Below are 18,796 nucleotides of genomic sequence, written 5' to 3' on the forward strand. Positions count from 1 at the left end.
CAGAAATGGGGCGTCCCGATCAACCGGAAAAATCGTCCGCGTAACCGCCGTGCTTTGACACCGGCGTGCCGTTCAACGGGTCTCGCAACGTCATGGTGGATGCCCCGGGCTTGTCCCACGATGCGCATTTCTCGAGAATCTGGCCCGACGTCCCGTTCTCGATCATGTCAGGCGTGATCTTGATATACGATCCACCGACGTTAAGAATCAGTTCTTTTTCCGCGCGCAGAATCATCCGTCCCGACGCGCTCTCGATCTTGACGTCCTGCTGCGCCAGCATCGTCAGCGCATCGTTCTGAGCCTGGATTTCGATGGGACCTTTGGTCGCGAAGATTTTGATCCCGAGGTTTTGCGCGTAGAGGCTGATCTTGTCCATCACGCTCGCGAGAAGCGACTTCCCGGCCGCAAGGTTGACGTTCTTCCCCGCCACGAGGTTGACCTGTTGATTCGCCGACGCGTGAATCGATTGCTGGCTGGAAAGTCCGACGCCCGCCGGGCTCGACAGCAGCAGCGCCGGCTTCGCAAAACCACTGGCGCTCCCCGTTCCGCCGCCGGCCGTGCGCCCGCCTTGTGTTGCGCCGGGGACACTATGCTGCGTCATCTCGGTAAAGGCTTTCAGCGCATCGCTGCCGTCCTGCAGGCTTTCGGCCCGATTCGTTTCGCTCGCCTGCGAGACCGTCTCGAATACCGCCTCGGAAGCCGCAAGCTGATCGGTCGCAGCCGAGACGTTCATGGGTTGCACAGCGGCGGGATGGGTAGAGATAGACAGCCCCTGAACCGCCCGAATCGCGCCATGTGCCTCCGATTTGAGATCGAAGCCACTGCCCACGAACGAGCCGCGCGTGTTATCGGACTGTTCGATCAGGTAGCCAAGGTGGAGGTGCGACGCATAACTCGTCGTGGAAAGCTGGACCCGATTCTGGCCACTTGCGTCATCCAGCACGAGCTGGTTGAAGCCGTCTCCACCGTATTCGCGGGACCGAAATCCGGACAGCAGGCCGTGCGTATGCCATACCGGCATCGTCGCGCCACCATGCAGTCGCGAGATGATCACCGGCCGGTCGCAATCGCCATTTACGAATCCCAGGAGCACCAGGTCGTCTTTGCGCAACGGAAAGTAGCCGCCACGCTTCGCGCCGGCGTCCGGCATCGCCGCACGGATCCATGACGTCGACTTCGTATTGCGGTCGTTCCGGCTGTTCGACGTCCGGACCCGCACACGGTTGCCGTCGTCCGTGAGGATTTCTTCGTCGCTGTCCGTCACGACGATTGCCGTCTGCAGATGCATTTCGGGCTTCTCATGCTCGAACGGGCTGCGGAACGGTGTCTTGCGGCGTTGCGCCTCGATCTCGACGTGGAAAAATCCGACGCCGCCATCGCGGTGACTCACGGTCGCACCCGTCCCAGCCGCCTGGACCTGTTCGATCTCGCTGCGCAGGCTGCGTGGAAACCGCGTCAGCGCATCCAGGCCCGGCAGATTGTTTTGAATCAGCCAGTCACTCGCGATGATCGACAATTCGCGCTCTTCCTCCGGCAGGGCATCGAGGACGGGATGCCCCGACACCTTGAACCAGTAGCCGGGCAATGCATAGCGCGGGCTGCCGATCGCGAAATAGCGCTTTGCTCGCGAGGCCCATTCCTCGGTGCGGATGCGGGCCTGCTGTTGCCCGATGTCGGATTCGGCCCAGGTCTGTGAGCCGGTATAGAGGTAGTCTTCACCTTGGCCGGGTAAATCCTCCAGGTCTGCCGCCGGCGTACTGACCTGTTTGTCGAGGTCCGGACGCTTGTAGTCGGCGGTGCCGAGCGTCAGCGTCGCGCTTTGTGCGTCCTGCTGTTCGCTTAACTGGGTGAGTCCGTCGAAATCCTCGTCGGTACCTGCATGGCTGAACTTCATCTCCGAATTCGGCAGCGGCGGCCCGAAATACAGGTCGTCCATCATGACGACCTTATGCGACTTGCCATCCTTCGCGAAATCGAAGCGCGGAAACACGCCGACTTCCTCCAGACTCCGATGCACGAAATTCCAGTCGGTCTCCCACTGCACGCGGTGCGAATACGACCGCATCGCCGTGCGCAGTTCCTGCCCATAGTTGCCGGAAGCCTGCGGATGCTTGTCGAATACGTCGGTGAGAATTTGCCAGCCGCTGGCTTCCTGCCAGTCGCGCCGATCGCTGCTGAGCTTCAAAAAGCTCAGCCACGAAGAGAACTGAAGCTGAAAATACGAGATGGTCCCATCATTTCCAAGGCGGCGAGCCCGCTGGACATAGCCATGGATCGGCAGATAACCGCCGTCGGTCTGGCGAATCCAGAGCGTGACGGGTTGCAGCATGAGAGCGCTAAGCTTGATCTTGTCGCCGACGACCGACGAGGCATCGACAGTCACCTCGAAATTGCGCCCGAGCCGCGCGTTGATCTTGACGTACAGCGGCGTGAGCCAATCGTCGCCAAGCGGCGTGTCAAGTTTCACGATGCGATCGAACTGCGCGTAGCCTCCGCGCAGCACCTTCAGCAAGACTTCCCCGCTCATGCGATTACCCCGTTTCGTGCAGAACGCTTCCGACCGTAACTAGACATCAAAACGCCGGGACTGCGTATGTGTTACATGAAAATTACAAATCACAAACAACAATATTAAATTATGCCTTCATGCAGAGGCGGACCCGACCCAAAGTGTGATCGCGGAAGATGCCTCCAAAGATCATACCAAAGTCCGCTTGCTACAATAAAGGCGCCGTGATGATTCTTGACTGTCTTCTTGACGCTATCCACCGAAACTCATCGCAGAGTCGAATACCGACCTTCACAGCAGCACAACCAAAAATCAATGCACGTCGACCTATCGATCGTTAAGTCGTCAACCACTCAATGTGTCATTTATTATAAGAAACCAGAGTGGTTGACGCATCCCATCACGAACTCTGTACGTCACGCCCCAGTGAAAAGACGAGATACTAATAGACCACACTTATTGTGAAAACAAATTATGCAACCTTCTCCACGACTTTGAGGTTCGTAGTGCAGGATCAGCCTCGACAATTTCATCCAGCAACTCCCGCAAACCCATCGGGGGATAGTTAGGTGCCGGCTCAATAATCTTATCCATCACGAAGAGCACATGTTTTGGCCATCGTCTAGAGAGTGACAGATTATCTGTCACTTTTTCCCGCAAGCCGTAAAGCACAACAGCGCTCGCTCGATCAGCGCCTTCTTGAGCGCCAGCGTCGCGGCATTGATGGCTTCGGTTGTCATCGGACCGTTGCCAAACTGCTCAAGCAGTTCGGCCGGAATCGCCGGCAGGTCCACCGGCTGGGCTTTCGGTTTGCGAGGCAGGATGAACGACACCTCCCCTGCCCGCTTGAAGTGGTACTTCGAGGAACCCGAATAGCGAGAGTACCTGCTTCCAGCAATGATCGACCTTCAAGTAGCATCCGTCTGACAACCGTAAATCGCGAGAATCATGGACATCAGACTGAGATTCAGGGACCACGAACTCGAACCCACCAACTTCGAGCAAGTCCTGTCACGCATTCAGATCGTTACGACCGCGCTTGCAGAGGTCGAACCTAGTATCAATCGCTGGTACGCACACGGACAGAGCCCGGAGGAAGCACGGTTATATCCGGTGTTCGAGGACGGCTCACCGTCCACGGCCATTTTGGCCGTGCTCAAACATAAGCTCGGAGAAAATCCGGAAACGACATATGTGAGCCTGTGGGACGGCAACGAGGACATCAATCAAGGGACGACCATTTCGTGCCATCTGAACGAACCTGGACGCCTCAATACGTTCGAGGTATCTCTGGCCGACAAGACAATTCTCGGCAACCTCGATTCCGTGCTGAAAATCGTTCACACTGCAATTGCCACTTTTAAACCCGTCTACGCCGCAGTCGGGCCGAGAAGCTACGCGGCACGGCAAGTGTTCGGCGACAAACCCAGCGTCGGCTGGATGCTCTACCTACCCACGGTAATCACGCAGCAGCAGCTTCCGGAAGCACGTGAGCTTGTTCCTGTCCCAGAGGCCGGCAAATCGCAAACAGGCACCATCATCGTCAGCACAACCGACGCACCATTCTCGATGAAGAACCCTGAGCACATCGAGACGGCAAACCGAATAGAGATCCGGCTCGTCGAGCAGGATCTCCTCCCCGCCTTCGAGGATCTGTAAGCGACGATGCCGGCGCGATAATCCGCGCGCCGGCATCGTCCGTTAGAACAGCCCAACAAACTGCGCCGCGTCCTCGGCGCTACAGATGCTCAGTTTCGTTGCGCTTCACTTGATCAATTGCAGCACGTCGCGAAAGCGCGGATGCCGACTGGATCCGAGCCATTCGAACGCGATCATCTCGACGGTCGCAATCTCCACGCCGTTCGCCCCGAGCCTGCCGATTGCCGCTTCTCGATCGACCGTTTTGCGGGAACCCGCGGCGTCGCTGACCACCGTGACTTTACGGCCGCTACGCAACAAGCCGAAGGCCGTTTGCAACACGCAGACGTGTGCCTCGCAACCGGCCACGATGACGCTGTTGCGTTCGGCCGGAAGCGCATCGGCCAGACCATCCGCGCACGCGTCGAAATGGTCCTTGGTCACGATGTCCGAGCACAACCCTTTGATCTCCGACAGACTCTCGCCGAGCCGGAGCGGGCTTTGCTCGGTCCCGACGATTGGCACCTCGAATATCCGGGCAACACTGCCGAGTTTGACGGCCTGCGCCACGACAGACACCCCGTCGTGGATCGCCGGCATCAGCCGTGTCTGAAAATCGACCAATACGAGCACTGAATCGTCGGGTACGTGCAGCACGGTGCGTTCTCCAAAATTATGTAAAGGCAACCTCGTCCGCCCCCGATCGTCGATGCCACATGCAGCTCCACGAAAGACCGAAATCGAAAGCGGAGGAAGCTGCCAAGCCTACCAAATTCGTCGGCACCGACGGGTGCTCGCGACCGCACTCCGCCCCATGCCGGGCACACCGATTGCTCAGGCGCCGGACGCGTCGAATCCACCGAATCCAACGTCGTCGATTCAATCACCGGGCAACCACGAGCAATTGGCCGATACCAACATCCATTGCCGATCTATTTCGCAGAATTCCGAATTCGGTTATTTTAAAGTCATCCCGATTCGAATATTTTACCGCCCCCTCGGCAATAATTGCCCCCTTTCAAGCAGTCGTTTCAGAGGATTCGAAATCGTTATTGACTCCATCTTTATCCGAACTTTAGAATCCCCTACGACAGCTTATGCATCATTTCCCCGCCGCACACGCGTCGCTTTCGGCGCCATGCCGGGGCACCTATAGAAGAAGTGATCCGTGCCTCACGGAGGCGAAGTCTCCTTTTTCTTTTCAATTCCGGCATTAACCGCCTGCCGGCTATTCCGCCCAATTCGCCCGCATCACGCCCGGATTAAATCACACATTGATCCGAATGCCGTCGCACCGCTGTTTCAATCATTCTCATAAAAAATCGCCATTCACCAGGAGGGACATCACATGCATCGTTTCGCGAAGTCGCTGTGTATGGGGTTCGTCTGCGCCGGCCTGCTGGCGGCCTGCAACGACGACGACATCAAGCCGGCCAATCCGCCGTCGAACCAGGCCGCCCTGTCGTTCCGCATGGACGCCGGCGGACAGATCAATGCGTTCTACCGGCAGCACCAGGTCGCCGCGCATCTGCTGGTGCGTTCGTCGACGAAACCGCGCCTGCTCGTGGTGTTTCCAGCCGGCAACAGCGGCACCGGGCTGTGGTTCGACGATACGGCGCAGCCGGTGAACTGGAGCCTCGACACGCCGCCCTCCGCGCTGTCGGCGCCCGACTCGCACGGTCGTCCGCTGCACGGCATCGGTGCCGACGTGTCGGTCGACACCGATACGCTGACGGTCCGCCAGGGCCTGCTCAGCAACGTGCGCTTCCTGCGCGACTTCAACGGCGGCGCGACGATTCCGCCGGAGATCGTCACCGCCCCGACGATCCAGGGCAGCGCCGCGCAATGGCAGCGCGACAGGATCGACGGCGCCCCCGGCTACGCGCTGCGCATCACGCTGCGCGACGGTGGCAGCATCGCGACGGCCGCAGGCGGCAAGCTCGTACTGCGCGCGGCGCCCGGCTCCCGCACGCTGAAACTGCACGTCGACGCGCTGTCGGGCGAAACGCCGTTGTCGCCGATCACGCGCGCCGACCTGCTCGCGCCGTCCGTGAACCCCGACCCGGTCAGCCAGAACGTGCTCGAATTCCTGAGCTTCCACGACAAGCTGCTGGCCGGCTCGTGGCAGTACGACACCTACTTCGGCCGCGACACGCTGATCTCGGTGCGCATGCTGATGCCGGTGCTGGCGCCGGCGGCGATCGAGGCCGGTCTGACGTCGGTGCTGAGCCGCCTGTCGAACGACGGCAAGGTCGCGCACGAGGAAGGCATCGGCGAATTCGCGCTGGTCGACAACGCGAAGAAAGGCCGGCCGAACGATGCGACGCCGGCCTACGACTACAAGATGATCGACAGCGACTACCTGCTCGCGCCGATCGCCGCGGCCTGGCTGATCGACGACACGCGCGGCCAGGCGCGCGCGGCCGCCTATCTCGCGCAACGCGGTAGCGACGGCCAGACCAACGGCAGCCGGCTGGTCGTCAACCTGCTGCACGTCGCGGCAACCGCGCAGCCATTCGCGCAGCAGCCGTCGGTCGCGAACCTGATCCGCCTGCGGCCCGGCGAGATCGTCGGCAACTGGCGCGACAGCACCGACGGGCTCGGCGGCGGCGTCTACCCGTACGACGTGAATGCGGTGCTCGTGCCGGCCGCGCTGCGCGCGGCGAACGCGTTCCTCGCGCGCGGCCTGCTCGATCCGTACCTGGACGCCGGGCAACGCGCGGCGCTCGCGAACACGGCGACCGAAGCGGCCACGTGGGAGCAGCAGGCGCCGCCGCTGTTCCAGGTGAGCGTGCCGGCCGCGCAGGCGGCGACCGACGTGTCGACCTATGCGCCGGCCGCCGGCGTGCCGGCCGGCACCGCGCCGAGCGCGCCGCTGTCGTTCTACGCGCTGTCGCTCGACCAGCAGGGCACGCCGATCCCGGTCATGAATTCCGACGGCGGCTTCGCGCTGCTGTTCGGCACGCCGCCGGACGACGAACTCCGGCGCATCGTCGCCGACGTCACGCGGCCCTTCCCGACCGGGCTCGTCACCGATGTCGGGATGCTGATCGCGAACCCCGCGTATGCAAGCCAGGCGCTGTGGCCGAAGTTCACGAGTTCCGCGTATCACGGCACGGTGATCTGGTCGTGGCAGCAGGCGATGTGGGTCGCCGGGCTCGACCGCCAGCTCGCGCGCCAGGACCTGTCGGACACGACGCGCACGCTGCTGACGCAGGCACGGCAGACGATCTGGCAGGTGATCTCGAACGGGCGCGACATGCGCACGTCGGAGATGTGGACATGGTCGTACGTCAACGGCCAGTACCGGCCAGACGCATTCGGCACGCGCAGCGCGGATGCGACCGAGGCCAACGCGGCGCAGCTGTGGAGCACGACGTATCTCGCGATCCGCGATCCGCAACTGCGCACGGGCAAATACTGGTGGCAGGCAGGGCAGCGGATGCGGGACGCGCAGCCGGCGAACACGGTGGCGATTGCGTCGCGATAGTCGGGCCGTCGGTAAAACGAAAGCCCCGCGCGCGTATCCGCGGGCGGGGCTTCGTTCGGATTGCGCGCAAAACGGCGGGACGTGGCATCACTCCATTGGCCCGCATCAACGTGCGCGCCGCCGCCGGATGCGCAGTGGTCGCTCGTCAGTGCGCGACCACGCGATTGCGCCCGTCGCGCTTCGCCTGGTACAGCCGTTCGTCGACCGCGCGCAGCAACGCATCGACCGTACTCCCGTCGACACCGTACTGCGCGACGCCGACGCTGACCGTCACCTGCACGCGCTTGAAATCCAGCCCGAACGGCGAACTCGCGATCGACGAACGCACGCGCTCGGCCGTCATGCGGGCACCTTCGAGCGGCATCTCGGGCAACAGCGCCATGAACTCCTCCCCGCCGACCCGCGCGAGCGCACCCGCCGGACGAATCGCCTCGAGACACTGGCGCACGACGCCGCGCAGCACCTCGTCGCCGATCTGGTGTCCGTATGCGTCGTTGATGTTCTTGAAGTTGTCGAGATCGAGCGCCAACAGGCAAAACGGCGTGCCGTCGCGTTCCGCACGCACGATCTCGCGCTCGACCTGCCCGATGAACTGGCGGCGGTTCGACGCACCCGTCATCGGATCGGTCGCGGCCATGTACTCGAGCTTCTGGTTCGTGCGCCGCAACTCCTGCAGCGCGCTATCGGTGCGCGCCATCGATTCCGACAGCCGGCTCATCAAGTCTTCCTGGCGGTAGATCGCCGAGAACGAGCGCGTCGTCTGCAGCGCCTGCACGACGCCATAGCTGAGCAGGAAGAACCCGCCCGCGAAGATCGCATGCGCGAGCCACCACATGTGATTCCATGGCTTGCCGAGGATGAACGCGACCGACGATAGTGCGAACGCCATGATCGACATCCCGTAGATCACCATCAGCGGCGAACGGATCCGCCTGGCGAGCAGCACGCCGACGTTCAGCAGCGAAAACACCAGCGCGCCGCCTTCCATCGACAGCCGCGTGCCCAGCGCGCCGGCGACCGGCGAATACGCGATGTAGGCGACCGCCACATTGATGATCAAGAAGAACGCGATCCACGGCAGCCAGGTGAGCGCGCGCGTGCGCTTCTCCGGTCGATCGGGCGGATTCGAATACGACAGCATGCCCGTCAGCAGCAGGATCGACATTACGAGCCGCGACGCGGGCCCGTACAGCAGGAACAGCCAGATATTGTGGTGCGCCATCCCGGTGAACGCCCCGTGCAGCGCGTAGATCATCGCGAAGCCGAGAAAGCCGAGTGTCAGCCAGCGCAGCAGCGGCTCGCCGGACGACCGGTAGCAGACCCACGTCACGTAGGTGACGAAGGCGCCTTCGAGCGTGGCGGCCGCGATCGCGATTTCATGGAACGCGTGGCTCTCGAACAGGACGTGTGGGTCGCCGAAGAACCACAAATAGGCAATGAGATAGGCCGGCAAGAGCGCGAATCCGACCAGCAGGCATTTCGCGTAGAGCCTCGCGGCCGCGCTGACGACACGCGGCGGTTCCCCGGATGCATAGGTCGTGCTCAATTTGAACCCCGTTTCGGTCTGCTGCGTGGTTCGAACGTCCACGGTGCCGGAAACGCGTGCTGCATCGTCTTCGCCGGCTACCGGAAACGCGTCGCGAGCGTCGGTGCAACGCACGCGCTGGCCCATCCCGCCGAAAGGCAAATGTCAGAGCAAGTATAGATGCGCCAATTCGTTTGACAAGTAAGGGGAAACGGCAGCATCGAATGAATGCCTTTTGCTTCCGGTTCCTTTCGAATGGCCTGCGACTGCCGACGCTCGCGGCTTCCACTCGAGAAGCCGCGAGTCCGTCAGTGGCAATCAAACGATTTCGAACAGCCCGGCCGCTCCCTGCCCGCCGCCGATGCACATCGTGACGACCACGTATTTCACGCCGCGCCGCTTGCCTTCGATCAGCGCATGACCGGTCAGGCGCGCACCCGACACGCCGTACGGATGGCCGACCGCGATCGCGCCCCCGTTCACGTTCAGGCGGTCCTCAGGAATCCCGAGCGTGTCGCGACAGTACAGCACCTGCACCGCGAACGCTTCGTTCAGTTCCCACAGGCCGATGTCGTCGACCTTCAGCCCGGCCTGCTTCAGCAGCTTCGGCACCGCGAACACCGGGCCGATGCCCATCTCGTCCGGCTCGCAACCGGCCACCGCGAAACCGCGGAACACGCCGAGCGGACGCAGCCCTTCGCGCTGCGCGACATCCGCGTTCATCACCACGCACGCCGACGCGCCGTCCGAGAACTGGCTCGCGTTGCCCGCGGTGATCACGCCGCCCGGCACGGCCGAACGGATCTTCGACACGCCTTCGAGCGTCGTGTCGGGCCGGATGCCTTCGTCGGCCGACACCGTCACGTCCTGCGTGAACAGCCGGCCCGTCGCCTTGTCTGCAATGCCCGCGCGTACGGTGATCGGCACGATCTCGTCGTTGAAGCGACCGGCTTCCTGCGCGGCCGCGGCCCGCAGTTGCGACTGCACGCCGTACGCGTCCTGCCGCTCCTTCGAAATCCCGTAGCGCTTCGCGACGTTCTCCGCCGTCTGCAGCATGTTCCAGTAGATCTCGGGCTTGTGCTCGACGAGCCAGCCTTCCTGAAGCATGTGCCGGTTCATCTCGTTCTGCACGCACGAGATCGATTCGACGCCGCCGGCGATGTACACGTCGCCCTCGCCCGCGATGATCCGCTGCGCGGCGAGCGCGATCGTCTGCAGACCGGACGAGCAGAAACGGTTCACCGTCATCCCCGGCACGCTCACCGGCAGCCCGGCGCGCAGCGCGATCTGCCGCGCGATGTTGGCGCCGGTCGCGCCTTCGGGGTTCGCGCACCCCATGATCACGTCCTCGATGCGCGCGGGGTCGAGCTTCGCGCGTTCGAGCGCGGCAGCGACCACGTGGCCGCCGAGCGTCGCGCCGTGCGTCATGTTGAATGCGCCGCGCCACGATTTCGCGAGCGGCGTGCGTGCGGTCGATACGATTACGGCTTCGGTCATGCGAGTCTCCTTCGGTCCTGCTTCATGTTAGGGTCTGCTTACCTATGGAACGCGCATGCGTTGCCACGAGAACGGCCGCTCGCGAGGCGCGCGACGCCGCGAATACTGACGTATTCGCAAGGAGCGCAACGCAGCGAGCGGCCGTTCTCGTGGCAACCCCAAACTTGAAATTCATTCCACGGGAATGCCCGAAATCGCCCGTATGGCGGCGTCGCTCGTCGCTTGTTTGGCTCGGCCAAACGGCGCTCCTCACTTCTTGCCATACGCCCCGAAGGAAGTCCCCTTGGGGGACGAGCGATTTCGGGCATTCGCATGTGCGTTCCATAGGTAAGCAGACCCTAAATCGGATGGGAATGCGCTACGCCGTCGGGCGCGCGCCCGCGGACGTCACATGTGCGACGCCCGCCGCCTGCATCTGTTGCCATGCGTGCGCGAGCGACCCGTTCAGGTCGATCGCGCGGCACGCATCGTTGATCACCGCGGCCTCGAAGCCCGCCGCGCGCGCATCGAGCGCGGACCATGCGACGCAATAGTCGGTCGCGAGCCCGCAACACCACACGCGCTTCGCGCCGAGCTCGCGCAGATAGCCGGCGAGCCCCGTGCGCGTCGTGCGGTCGGCTTCGACGAACGCGGAATAGCTGTCGAGCTGGGCGTCGCCGCCCTTGCGGATCACGAGCCTGGCGTGCGGGATGTCGAGATCGCGATGCAGCGCCGCGCCTTCGGTGTCCTGCACGCAGTGCACGGGCCACAGCACCTGCTCGCCGTACGGCAGCGCGAGCGTCGAGAACGGCTCGCGCCCCGGGTGGTTCGCCGCGAACGACACGTGTTCGCGCGGGTGCCAGTCCTGCGTCAGCACGACCTGGTCAAAGCGTCGCGCGAGCGCGTTGATCACCGGCACGACCGCGTCGCCGTCCGGCACCGCGAGTGCGCCGCCCGGCATGAAGTCGTACTGCACGTCGATCACGAGCAATACGTCGTCGGTGCGTTTCATTGCGTTTCTCCTTGCGGGCCTCGCCGTGCCGTCACGCGCGGCTCGTCAGTCGTTGAATCCGCGTCCGGCCGCCGCCCGCTCGACGATCGACGGCGCGAGCTGCCACGCGTCGCCGTTCGGCGCGGCCGCGTAGCGTCGGATCGCCCGCTCCACGTTGTAGAGGCCGACCATGTCCGCGTACAGCATCGGGCCGCCACGCCAGAGCGGGAAGCCGTAGCCGGTCAGATAGACCATGTCGATGTCGGACGCCTTCGACGCGATCTTCTCCTCGAGAATCTTCGCGCCTTCGTTCACGAGCGCGAACACGAGCCGCTCGACGATTTCGTCGTCGCCGATCTTGCGCCGCTCGATGCCGCATTCCTTCGAATACGCGACGACCATCTCGTCGACGAGTGCCGACGGCTTCGCCTTGCGATCGCCCGGCACGTAGTCGTACCAGCCGCCGCCCGTCTTCTGGCCGAAGCGGCCCAGTTCGCACAGGCGGTCGGCGATCTTCGAGTAATGCAGATCGGGCTTCTCGACATAACGGCGCTTGCGGATCGCCCAGCCGATGTCGTTGCCGGCGAGGTCGCTCATCCGGAACGGGCCCATCGCGAAACCGAACTTCTCGATCGCACGATCGACCTGCGCGGGCAGCGCGCCTTCCTCGAGCATGAAGAGCGCCTGGCGGATGTACTGCTCGATCATCCGGTTGCCGATGAAGCCGTCGCACACGCCCGACACGACCGCCGTCTTGCGGATCTTCTTCGCGACCGCCATCACGGTCGCGAGCACGTCCTTCGCGGTCTGCGCGCCGCGCACGACCTCGAGCAGCTTCATCACGTTCGCGGGGCTGAAGAAGTGCATGCCGACCACGTCGTGCGGACGCTTCGTGAACGCGGCGATCTTGTCGACGTCGAGCGTCGACGTGTTCGACGCGAGGATCGCGCCCGGCTTCGCCACGGCGTCGAGCTGGCCGAACACCTGCTCCTTCACGCCGAGCTCCTCGAACACGGCCTCGACGATCAGGTCCGCGTCCTTCAGGTCGTCATAGGACAGCGTCGGCGTGATCAGGGCCATGCGCGCGTCGAGCTTCTGCTGCGTGAGCTTGCCCTTCTTCACCTGCGCGTCGTAGTTCTTGCGGATCGTGGCCAGCCCGCGATCGAGTGCATCCTGCTTCGTCTCGAGCAGCGTGACGGGCAGGCCCGCGTTGATGAAGTTCATCGCGATCCCGCCGCCCATCGTGCCCGCGCCGATCACGCCGACGCGACGAATCTCGCGCACCGGCGTGTCGGCCGGCACGTCGGGAATCTTGCTCGCCGCGCGCTCGCCGAAGAATGCATGCCGCAGCGCGCGGCTTTCCGGCGTCATCATCAGCGCGACGAAGCCCTCGCGCTCGGCGATGCTGCCCTTGTCGAAACCGTTCAGCACGCCGGCTTCGATCGCGTCGATGCACTTGTGCGGCGCGGGGAAATTCGGCGCGGCGGCCCGCGCCGAATTCCGCGCGAACTGGATGAAACCCGCGGCGTTCTCGTGGACGATCTTGCGATCGCGCACGCGCGGGTGCGGCCCCTTCTGCGCGCCGACCTTGCGCGCGAACGCGACGGCCGCGTCGAGCAGGTCGCCGTCGGCCATCGCGTCGAACAGCCCGCTGTTCGCGAGTTGCTCCGACGGCACCGGGGCGCCCGACACGATCATGTTCAGCGCGGTTTCGAGGCCCACGGCACGCGGCAGCCGCTGCGTGCCGCCCGCGCCCGGCAGCAGGCCGAGCTTCACTTCGGGCAGCGCGACCTGCGCACCAGGCGCCGCGACGCGATAGTGCGCGCCGAGCGCGAGCTCCAGCCCGCCGCCCATCACGACGCTGTGCAGCGCCGCGACGACCGGCTTCGCGCTCGCCTCCACCGCGCGAATCACGGTGTGCAGCGTCGGCTCCTGCAGGGCCTTCGGGGTATTGAATTCGGTGATGTCGGCGCCGCCGGAAAACGCGCGGCCGGCGCCCGTCAATACGATCGCCGTGACCGACGCGTCCTGCAACGCGCGATCGAGCGCGTCCATGACGCCCTGGCGCGTCGACAGGCCGAGCCCGTTGACGGGCGGATTGTTGAGCGTGATGACGGCCACGCCGTCGCGAGTCGAATAGTCCACTGCCATCTGCCTGCCTCCATGCATCGCGCGCCGGGGTGGCTGCGCTTCATTGTGCGCGGTCGAACGGCCGCATGTCCGGATCGAACGGAGGCAGCATACAACGAAAAAGCACGGTCGTTCAATTTGAATTTTTCCCGATCCACGGGCCGGATCGGCGACCGCGTGGCGGACTGCGTGGCGGACCGTGGCCGGCCGTGGTTTACGGCTCGCCGAGTGCCGTCGGCAGCACGTAGTCGCGGAAGGTCTCGCGCAGCTTCAGCTTCTGCAGCTTGCCGGTCGCGGTGTGCGGCAGCGATTCGACGAACACGACGTCGTCGGGCACCCACCACTTCGCGACCTTGCCTTCGTAGAACGCGAGCAGCGCGTCGCGGGTGAGGTTCGCCCCCTCGCGCGGCACCACGACGAGCAGCGGACGCTCGGTCCATTTCGGGTGCGCGCAGGCGATGCAGGCGGCTTCGGCGACGCCCGGGTGCGCGATCGCGACGTTCTCGATGTCGATCGAGCTGATCCATTCGCCGCCGGACTTGATCACGTCCTTGCTGCGGTCGGTGATCTGCAGGAAGCCGTCGGGGTCGATCGTCGCGACGTCGCCGGTGGGGAACCAGCCGTCCGACAGCGGCGACGTGTCGCTCCTGAAGTAGTGATCGATCACCCAGGGCCCGCGCACCTGCAATTCGCCGAACGCGACGCCATCCCACGGCAGTTCGCGGCCGTCGTCGCCGACGATGCGCATGTCGACGCCGCAGATCACGCGCCCCTGCTTCTCCAGCAGCCGGCGCTGCGTGTCGAGCGGCCGCTGCGACTGCGCCCAGTTCAGCTTCGCGAGCGTGCCGAGCGGCGACAGCTCGGTCATCCCCCACGCATGGATCACGCGTACGCCATATTCGTCCTCGAACGTGCGCAGCATCGCGGGCGGGCACGCGGAGCCGCCGATCACCGTGCGGTTGAGCGTCGAGAAGCGCACGCCGGCCTCGCGCATGTAGTTCAGCAGCCCGAGCCACACGGTCGGCACGCCCGCGGAAAACGTCACGCGCTCGGCCTCCATCAGTTCGTACAGCGACTTGCCGTCGAGGTCCTTGCCGGGCAGCACGAGCTTGCCGCCCGTGAGCGGCACCGCGTACGGCAGCCCCCACGCGTTCACATGGAACATCGGCACGACGGGCAGCACGGCGTCCAGCGCCGACAGGTTCATCGCGTCGGGCAGCGCGGCGCCGTATGCGTGCAGCACCGTCGAGCGATGCGAATACAGCACGCCCTTCGGATTGCCCGTCGTGCCCGACGTGTAGCAAAGGCCCGACGCCTGCAGCTCGTCGAGGCGCGGCCAGTCGTAGCGGCCGTCTTCGGCGTCGACGAGCGTTTCGTAGCACAGGTACGGCAGCGCGCCGGACGGCACGTGCGCGGCGTCGGTCATCGCGATCCAGCCCTTCACGTGCGGGCACTGCGGCGCGAGCGCATCGACGAGCGGCGCGAAATTGATGTCGAAGAAAACGTAGCGGTCTTCCGCGTGATTGACGATGTAGGCGATCTGCTCCGGAAAGAGGCGCGGGTTGATCGTGTGGCACACGGCGCCCATTCCGCCGATCCCGTAATACGCCTCCAGGTGCCGGTAGCCGTTCCAGGCCAGCGTGCCGACGCGGTCGCCCGATTCGACGCCAAGCCGGGCGAGCGCCTGCGCGAGGCGCTTCGCGCGTTGCTCGCAGTCGCGGTACGTGTAGCGATGCAGGTCGCCTTCCACGCGCTTCGACACGATCTCCGTGTCGCCCGCATAACGCGCGGCATGCGCGATCAGCGACGACACCAGCAACGGCATGTCCATCATCTGGCCCAGCAACGGCTTACCCATCGTCTTGTTCTCCCGGAAGGACGCGAATCGGTGACCAGCCTTGAAGCGGTGCGCCGGCTTGCGGCCCGTCCACGGCCGGACGGGCGTCGCGCAACGCACGCGGGCCGCCATGCGGGCGGCGCGGCGCCGCCTTACAATATCGGCTTACCCAGAGGCGCTCAACATGTCGTTTTCCCGAAGCGCAGCCGATGCGGCTGACACTCTCCCCGACCTCGCCGCCACGCTCGGCGCGCCGGCCCTTGGCGCGTTCGTCACGCTCGGCGACGCGTTTCATACGCGGCTGCCGGCCGCGCCGCTGCCCGCGCCGTACGTCGTCGGCTTTTCCGACGAAGTCGCGCAACTGCTCGGCCTGCCCGCATCGTTCGCCGCCCAGCCCGGCTTCGCCGAGCTGTTCGCCGGCAACCCGACGCGCGACTGGCCCGCGCACGCGCTGCCGTACGCGTCGGTGTATTCCGGTCACCAGTTCGGCGTGTGGGCCGGCCAGCTCGGCGACGGCCGCGCGCTGACGATCGGCGAACTCCCCGGCACCGACGGCCGACGCTACGAGCTGCAGATCAAGGGCGGCGGCCGCACGCCGTATTCGCGGATGGGCGACGGCCGCGCGGTGCTGCGTTCGTCGATCCGCGAATTCCTGTGTTCCGAAGCGATGCATCACCTCGGCATCCCGACCACGCGCGCGCTCACGGTGATCGGCTCCGACCAGCCGGTGGTGCGCGAGGAGATCGAGACGTCGGCCGTCGTCACGCGCGTGTCGGAGAGCTTCGTGCGCTTCGGCCACTTCGAGCACTTCTTCTCGAACGATCGCCCGGACCTGTTGCGCCAGCTCGCCGATCACGTGATCGACCGCTTCTATCCCGCGTGCCGCGACGCCGACGATCCGTACCTCGCGCTGCTCGAAGCCGCGATGCTGCGCACGGCCGACCTCGTCGCGCAATGGCAGGCCGTCGGCTTCTGCCACGGCGTGATGAACACCGACAACATGTCGATCCTCGGCCTGACGATCGACTACGGCCCGTTCGGCTTCGTCGACGCGTTCGACGCGAACCACATCTGCAACCACTCCGACACGAGCGGCCGCTACGCGTACCGGATGCAGCCGCGCATCGCGCACTGGAACTGCTACTGCCTCGCGCAGGCGCTGCTGCCGCTGATCGGGCTGCAGCACGGCATCGCCGACGACGATGCGCGCGCCGAGCGCGCGGTCGACGACGCGCAGGCCGTGCTCGCGAAGTTTCCGGAACGCTTCGGCCCCGCGCTCGAACGCGCGATGCGTGCGAAGCTCGGCCTCGCGCTCGAACGCGAGAACGACGCCGAGCTCGCGAACAAGCTGCTCGAAACGATGCACGCGAGCCATGCGGACTTCACGCTGACGTTCCGCCGGCTCGCGCAGTTGTCGAAGCACGACGCGAGCCGCGACGCGCCGGTGCGCGACCTGTTCATCGATCGCGACGCGTTCGACGCGTGGGCGAACCTCTACCGCGCGCGGCTGTCCGAGGAGACGCGCGACGACGCGGCGCGTGCGGCCGCGATGAACCGCGTGAACCCGAAATACGTGCTGCGCAACCATCTGGCCGAAGTCGCGATCCGGCGCGCGAAGGAAAAGGACTTTTCCGAAGTCGAACGACTCGCGCAGGTGCTGCGCCGGCCGTTCGACGAACAACCGGAACATGAAGCGTATGCGGCATTGCCGCCCGACTGGGCCGGGTCGCTCGAAGTGAGCTGTTCGTCGTGACCCGCACGACCCGACCGACCGATCAGGAGAACTCCCACATGTCACACGATTCCGACGATAAAACCTACCCGTACCAGAAGGATGACGCCGAGCTGCGCCGCCGGCTCACGCCGATGCAGTACGAGGTCACGCAGCATGCGGCGACCGAGCGCGCGTTCACCGGCGAATACACCGACACTGAGGACGCCGGCATCTACAAATGCGTCGTCTGCAGCACGCCACTGTTCGAATCCGGCGCGAAATTCCATTCGGGCTGCGGCTGGCCCAGCTATTTCAAGCCGCTGAACGGCGAGGTGATCGACGAGAAGATCGACCACACGCACGGGATGGTGCGCGTCGAGGTCCGCTGCAACCATTGCGGCGCGCATCTCGGCCACGTGTTTGAGGACGGCCCGCGCGACAAGACCGGTTTGCGGTACTGCATCAATTCGGCTGCGTTAAACTTCGAGTCCCGACCCGAAAAAGAATGAGCGGCGCCGGACGGATCGGTCGGACAGCCTTGCCGGCTGCGCCGATCCCGGACGGTGTCGCCTGGCGGGTCCCCACAACGGTGAAAGGCCGCGCGACGCGGTCTTTCACGCAGCTGCGAGCGCCATGAAATTCCTGTTCGATCTGTTTCCGATCATCCTGTTTTTCGCCGCCTTCAAGGTCTGGGGCATCTTCACCGCCACCGCCGTCGCGATCGTCGCGACACTGGCCCAGGTCGCGTGGGTCGCCTTCCGGCACCGGAAGGTCGACACGATGCTGTGGGTCAGTCTCGGCGTGATCGTCGTCTTCGGCGGCGCCACCCTCGTCCTGCATGACGAAAAATTCATTCAATGGAAACCGACAGTGCTGTACTGGTTGTTTGCGATCGGGCTGCTCGCCGCACGCTATGCGTTCGGCAACAACCTGATCGAGAAGATGATGGGCAAGCAGCTCACGCTGCCGCATCCCGTGTGGGACAAGCTGAACGTCGCGTGGGCGCTGTTCTTCGCGGTGCTCGGCGTCGCGAACCTGTACGTGGTGCACAACTACACCGAATCGCAGTGGGTGAACTTCAAGCTGTTCGGGACGACGGGCGCGATGGTCGTGTTCATCATCCTGCAGAGCCTGTGGCTCACGAAGTACCTGAAGGACGAATGACATGACCGACGCCTTTCTCGACGCCTCGCCCGACGAGCGCATCGCGCTGATCGAAGCGCGCCTGACCGCCTCGCTCGCGCCGCTGTCGCTCGCGGTGCGCGACGACAGCGCGCAGCACGCGGGCCACGCCGGCGCGGCCGCCGGCGGCCACTACACGGTCACGATCGTGTCGGCCGCATTCGCGGGCAAGCCACGCGTGGCGCGGCACCGGCTGGTGTATGATGCGCTCGCTGATGCGATGCAGCGCGGCATTCATGCGCTCGCGATCGTGGCTTATACGCCCGAAGAATTCAACGAATCTTCAATCTAGTCTCAACAGGAA

13 protein-coding genes and 1 pseudogene are annotated in these 18,796 nt (G+C 64.6%); 6 read left to right on the forward strand and 8 right to left on the reverse strand.

The annotated features are described in order from the left end of the window. Positions 1-19: 19 nt before the first annotated feature. Both FFI87_RS09710 and FFI87_RS09715 read right to left on the reverse strand, forming a co-directional pair. A complete protein-coding gene (locus FFI87_RS09710) occupies positions 20-2,527 on the reverse strand; it encodes a type VI secretion system Vgr family protein (RefSeq protein ID WP_138847570.1) in 2,508 nt (835 codons plus the stop codon). Between the two features lie 656 nt (positions 2,528-3,183). After that, positions 3,184-3,330: pseudogene (locus tag FFI87_RS09715) on the reverse strand (IS256 family transposase); the annotation flags it as partial. Between the two features lie 127 nt (positions 3,331-3,457). On the opposite strand from FFI87_RS09715, the gene FFI87_RS09720 reads away from it, so the two are divergent. Beyond that, positions 3,458-4,168 (forward strand): immunity 52 family protein, encoded by a 711-nt coding sequence (locus FFI87_RS09720; protein WP_138847569.1) that lies wholly within the window; start codon positions 3,458-3,460, stop codon positions 4,166-4,168. A gap of 105 nt (positions 4,169-4,273) precedes the next feature. Here FFI87_RS09720 and FFI87_RS09725 read toward each other — a convergent pair whose 3' ends face one another. Beyond that, positions 4,274-4,804: an isochorismatase family protein gene (locus FFI87_RS09725; RefSeq protein WP_138847568.1), complete on the reverse strand. Its 531-nt coding sequence runs from the start codon at positions 4,802-4,804 to the stop codon at positions 4,274-4,276. 691 nt (positions 4,805-5,495) lie between these two features. Here FFI87_RS09725 and FFI87_RS09730 point away from each other — a divergent pair. Then, positions 5,496-7,637, forward strand: coding sequence for a hypothetical protein (locus FFI87_RS09730; RefSeq protein WP_138847567.1), 2,142 nt, complete (start codon positions 5,496-5,498; stop codon positions 7,635-7,637). A 145-nt stretch (positions 7,638-7,782) separates the two neighbouring features. Here the strand turns inward: FFI87_RS09730 and FFI87_RS09735 are convergent, their stop codons facing one another. From FFI87_RS09735 to FFI87_RS09755, 5 genes are all read right to left on the reverse strand, one after another. Continuing rightward, positions 7,783-9,183: a GGDEF domain-containing protein gene (locus FFI87_RS09735; RefSeq protein WP_138847566.1), complete on the reverse strand. Its 1,401-nt coding sequence runs from the start codon at positions 9,181-9,183 to the stop codon at positions 7,783-7,785. A gap of 297 nt (positions 9,184-9,480) precedes the next feature. Next, entirely contained in the window at positions 9,481-10,659 is a 1,179-nt protein-coding gene (locus FFI87_RS09740) for an acetyl-CoA C-acyltransferase (RefSeq protein WP_126228033.1), read from the reverse strand. Between the two features lie 358 nt (positions 10,660-11,017). Then, entirely contained in the window at positions 11,018-11,650 is a 633-nt protein-coding gene (gene pncA, locus FFI87_RS09745; protein ID WP_012364063.1) for a bifunctional nicotinamidase/pyrazinamidase, read from the reverse strand. 45 nt (positions 11,651-11,695) lie between these two features. After that, the gene (locus FFI87_RS09750; protein ID WP_138847565.1) at positions 11,696-13,780 is read right to left on the reverse strand and encodes a 3-hydroxyacyl-CoA dehydrogenase NAD-binding domain-containing protein; all 2,085 of its coding nucleotides are present in this window, start codon (positions 13,778-13,780) and stop codon (positions 11,696-11,698) included. 193 nt (positions 13,781-13,973) lie between these two features. Beyond that, positions 13,974-15,617, reverse strand: coding sequence for a 3-(methylthio)propionyl-CoA ligase (locus tag FFI87_RS09755; RefSeq protein ID WP_138847564.1), 1,644 nt, complete (start codon positions 15,615-15,617; stop codon positions 13,974-13,976). A 163-nt stretch (positions 15,618-15,780) separates the two neighbouring features. On the opposite strand from FFI87_RS09755, the gene FFI87_RS09760 reads away from it, so the two are divergent. From FFI87_RS09760 to FFI87_RS09775, 4 genes are all read left to right on the forward strand, one after another. Further along, on the forward strand, positions 15,781-17,349 hold the full coding sequence (locus tag FFI87_RS09760; RefSeq protein ID WP_138847563.1) for a protein adenylyltransferase SelO: 1,569 nt from the start codon (positions 15,781-15,783) through the stop codon (positions 17,347-17,349). 38 nt (positions 17,350-17,387) lie between these two features. Further along, positions 17,388-17,819, forward strand: coding sequence for a peptide-methionine (R)-S-oxide reductase MsrB (gene msrB, locus FFI87_RS09765; RefSeq protein WP_138848478.1), 432 nt, complete (start codon positions 17,388-17,390; stop codon positions 17,817-17,819). A 124-nt stretch (positions 17,820-17,943) separates the two neighbouring features. Continuing rightward, complete coding sequence (locus FFI87_RS09770; RefSeq protein WP_006753406.1) at positions 17,944-18,474, forward strand: septation protein A; 531 nt, start codon at positions 17,944-17,946, stop codon at positions 18,472-18,474. 1 nt (position 18,475) lies between these two features. Continuing rightward, positions 18,476-18,784 (forward strand): BolA family protein, encoded by a 309-nt coding sequence (locus FFI87_RS09775; protein WP_012364068.1) that lies wholly within the window; start codon positions 18,476-18,478, stop codon positions 18,782-18,784. Positions 18,785-18,796 lie beyond the last annotated feature (12 nt).

Origin of the sequence: Burkholderia sp. KBS0801, assembly GCF_005937855.2 — a bacterium.
GTDB lineage: Bacteria > Pseudomonadota > Gammaproteobacteria > Burkholderiales > Burkholderiaceae > Burkholderia > Burkholderia ambifaria.

Coding starts and splice junctions, on each gene's coding strand:
- FFI87_RS09710 (WP_138847570.1), bottom strand. CDS start 2,527: ATGAGCGGGGAAGTCTTGCTGAAGGTGCTGCGCGGAGGCTACGCGCAG.
- FFI87_RS09720 (WP_138847569.1), top strand. CDS start 3,458: ATGGACATCAGACTGAGATTCAGGGACCACGAACTCGAACCCACCAAC.
- FFI87_RS09730 (WP_138847567.1), top strand. CDS start 5,496: ATGCATCGTTTCGCGAAGTCGCTGTGTATGGGGTTCGTCTGCGCCGGC.
- FFI87_RS09740 (WP_126228033.1), bottom strand. CDS start 10,659: ATGACCGAAGCCGTAATCGTATCGACCGCACGCACGCCGCTCGCGAAA.
- pncA (WP_012364063.1), bottom strand. CDS start 11,650: ATGAAACGCACCGACGACGTATTGCTCGTGATCGACGTGCAGTACGAC.
- FFI87_RS09750 (WP_138847565.1), bottom strand. CDS start 13,780: ATGGCAGTGGACTATTCGACTCGCGACGGCGTGGCCGTCATCACGCTC.
- FFI87_RS09755 (WP_138847564.1), bottom strand. CDS start 15,617: ATGGGTAAGCCGTTGCTGGGCCAGATGATGGACATGCCGTTGCTGGTG.
- FFI87_RS09760 (WP_138847563.1), top strand. CDS start 15,781: ATGTCGTTTTCCCGAAGCGCAGCCGATGCGGCTGACACTCTCCCCGAC.
- msrB (WP_138848478.1), top strand. CDS start 17,388: ATGTCACACGATTCCGACGATAAAACCTACCCGTACCAGAAGGATGAC.
- FFI87_RS09770 (WP_006753406.1), top strand. CDS start 17,944: ATGAAATTCCTGTTCGATCTGTTTCCGATCATCCTGTTTTTCGCCGCC.
- FFI87_RS09775 (WP_012364068.1), top strand. CDS start 18,476: ATGACCGACGCCTTTCTCGACGCCTCGCCCGACGAGCGCATCGCGCTG.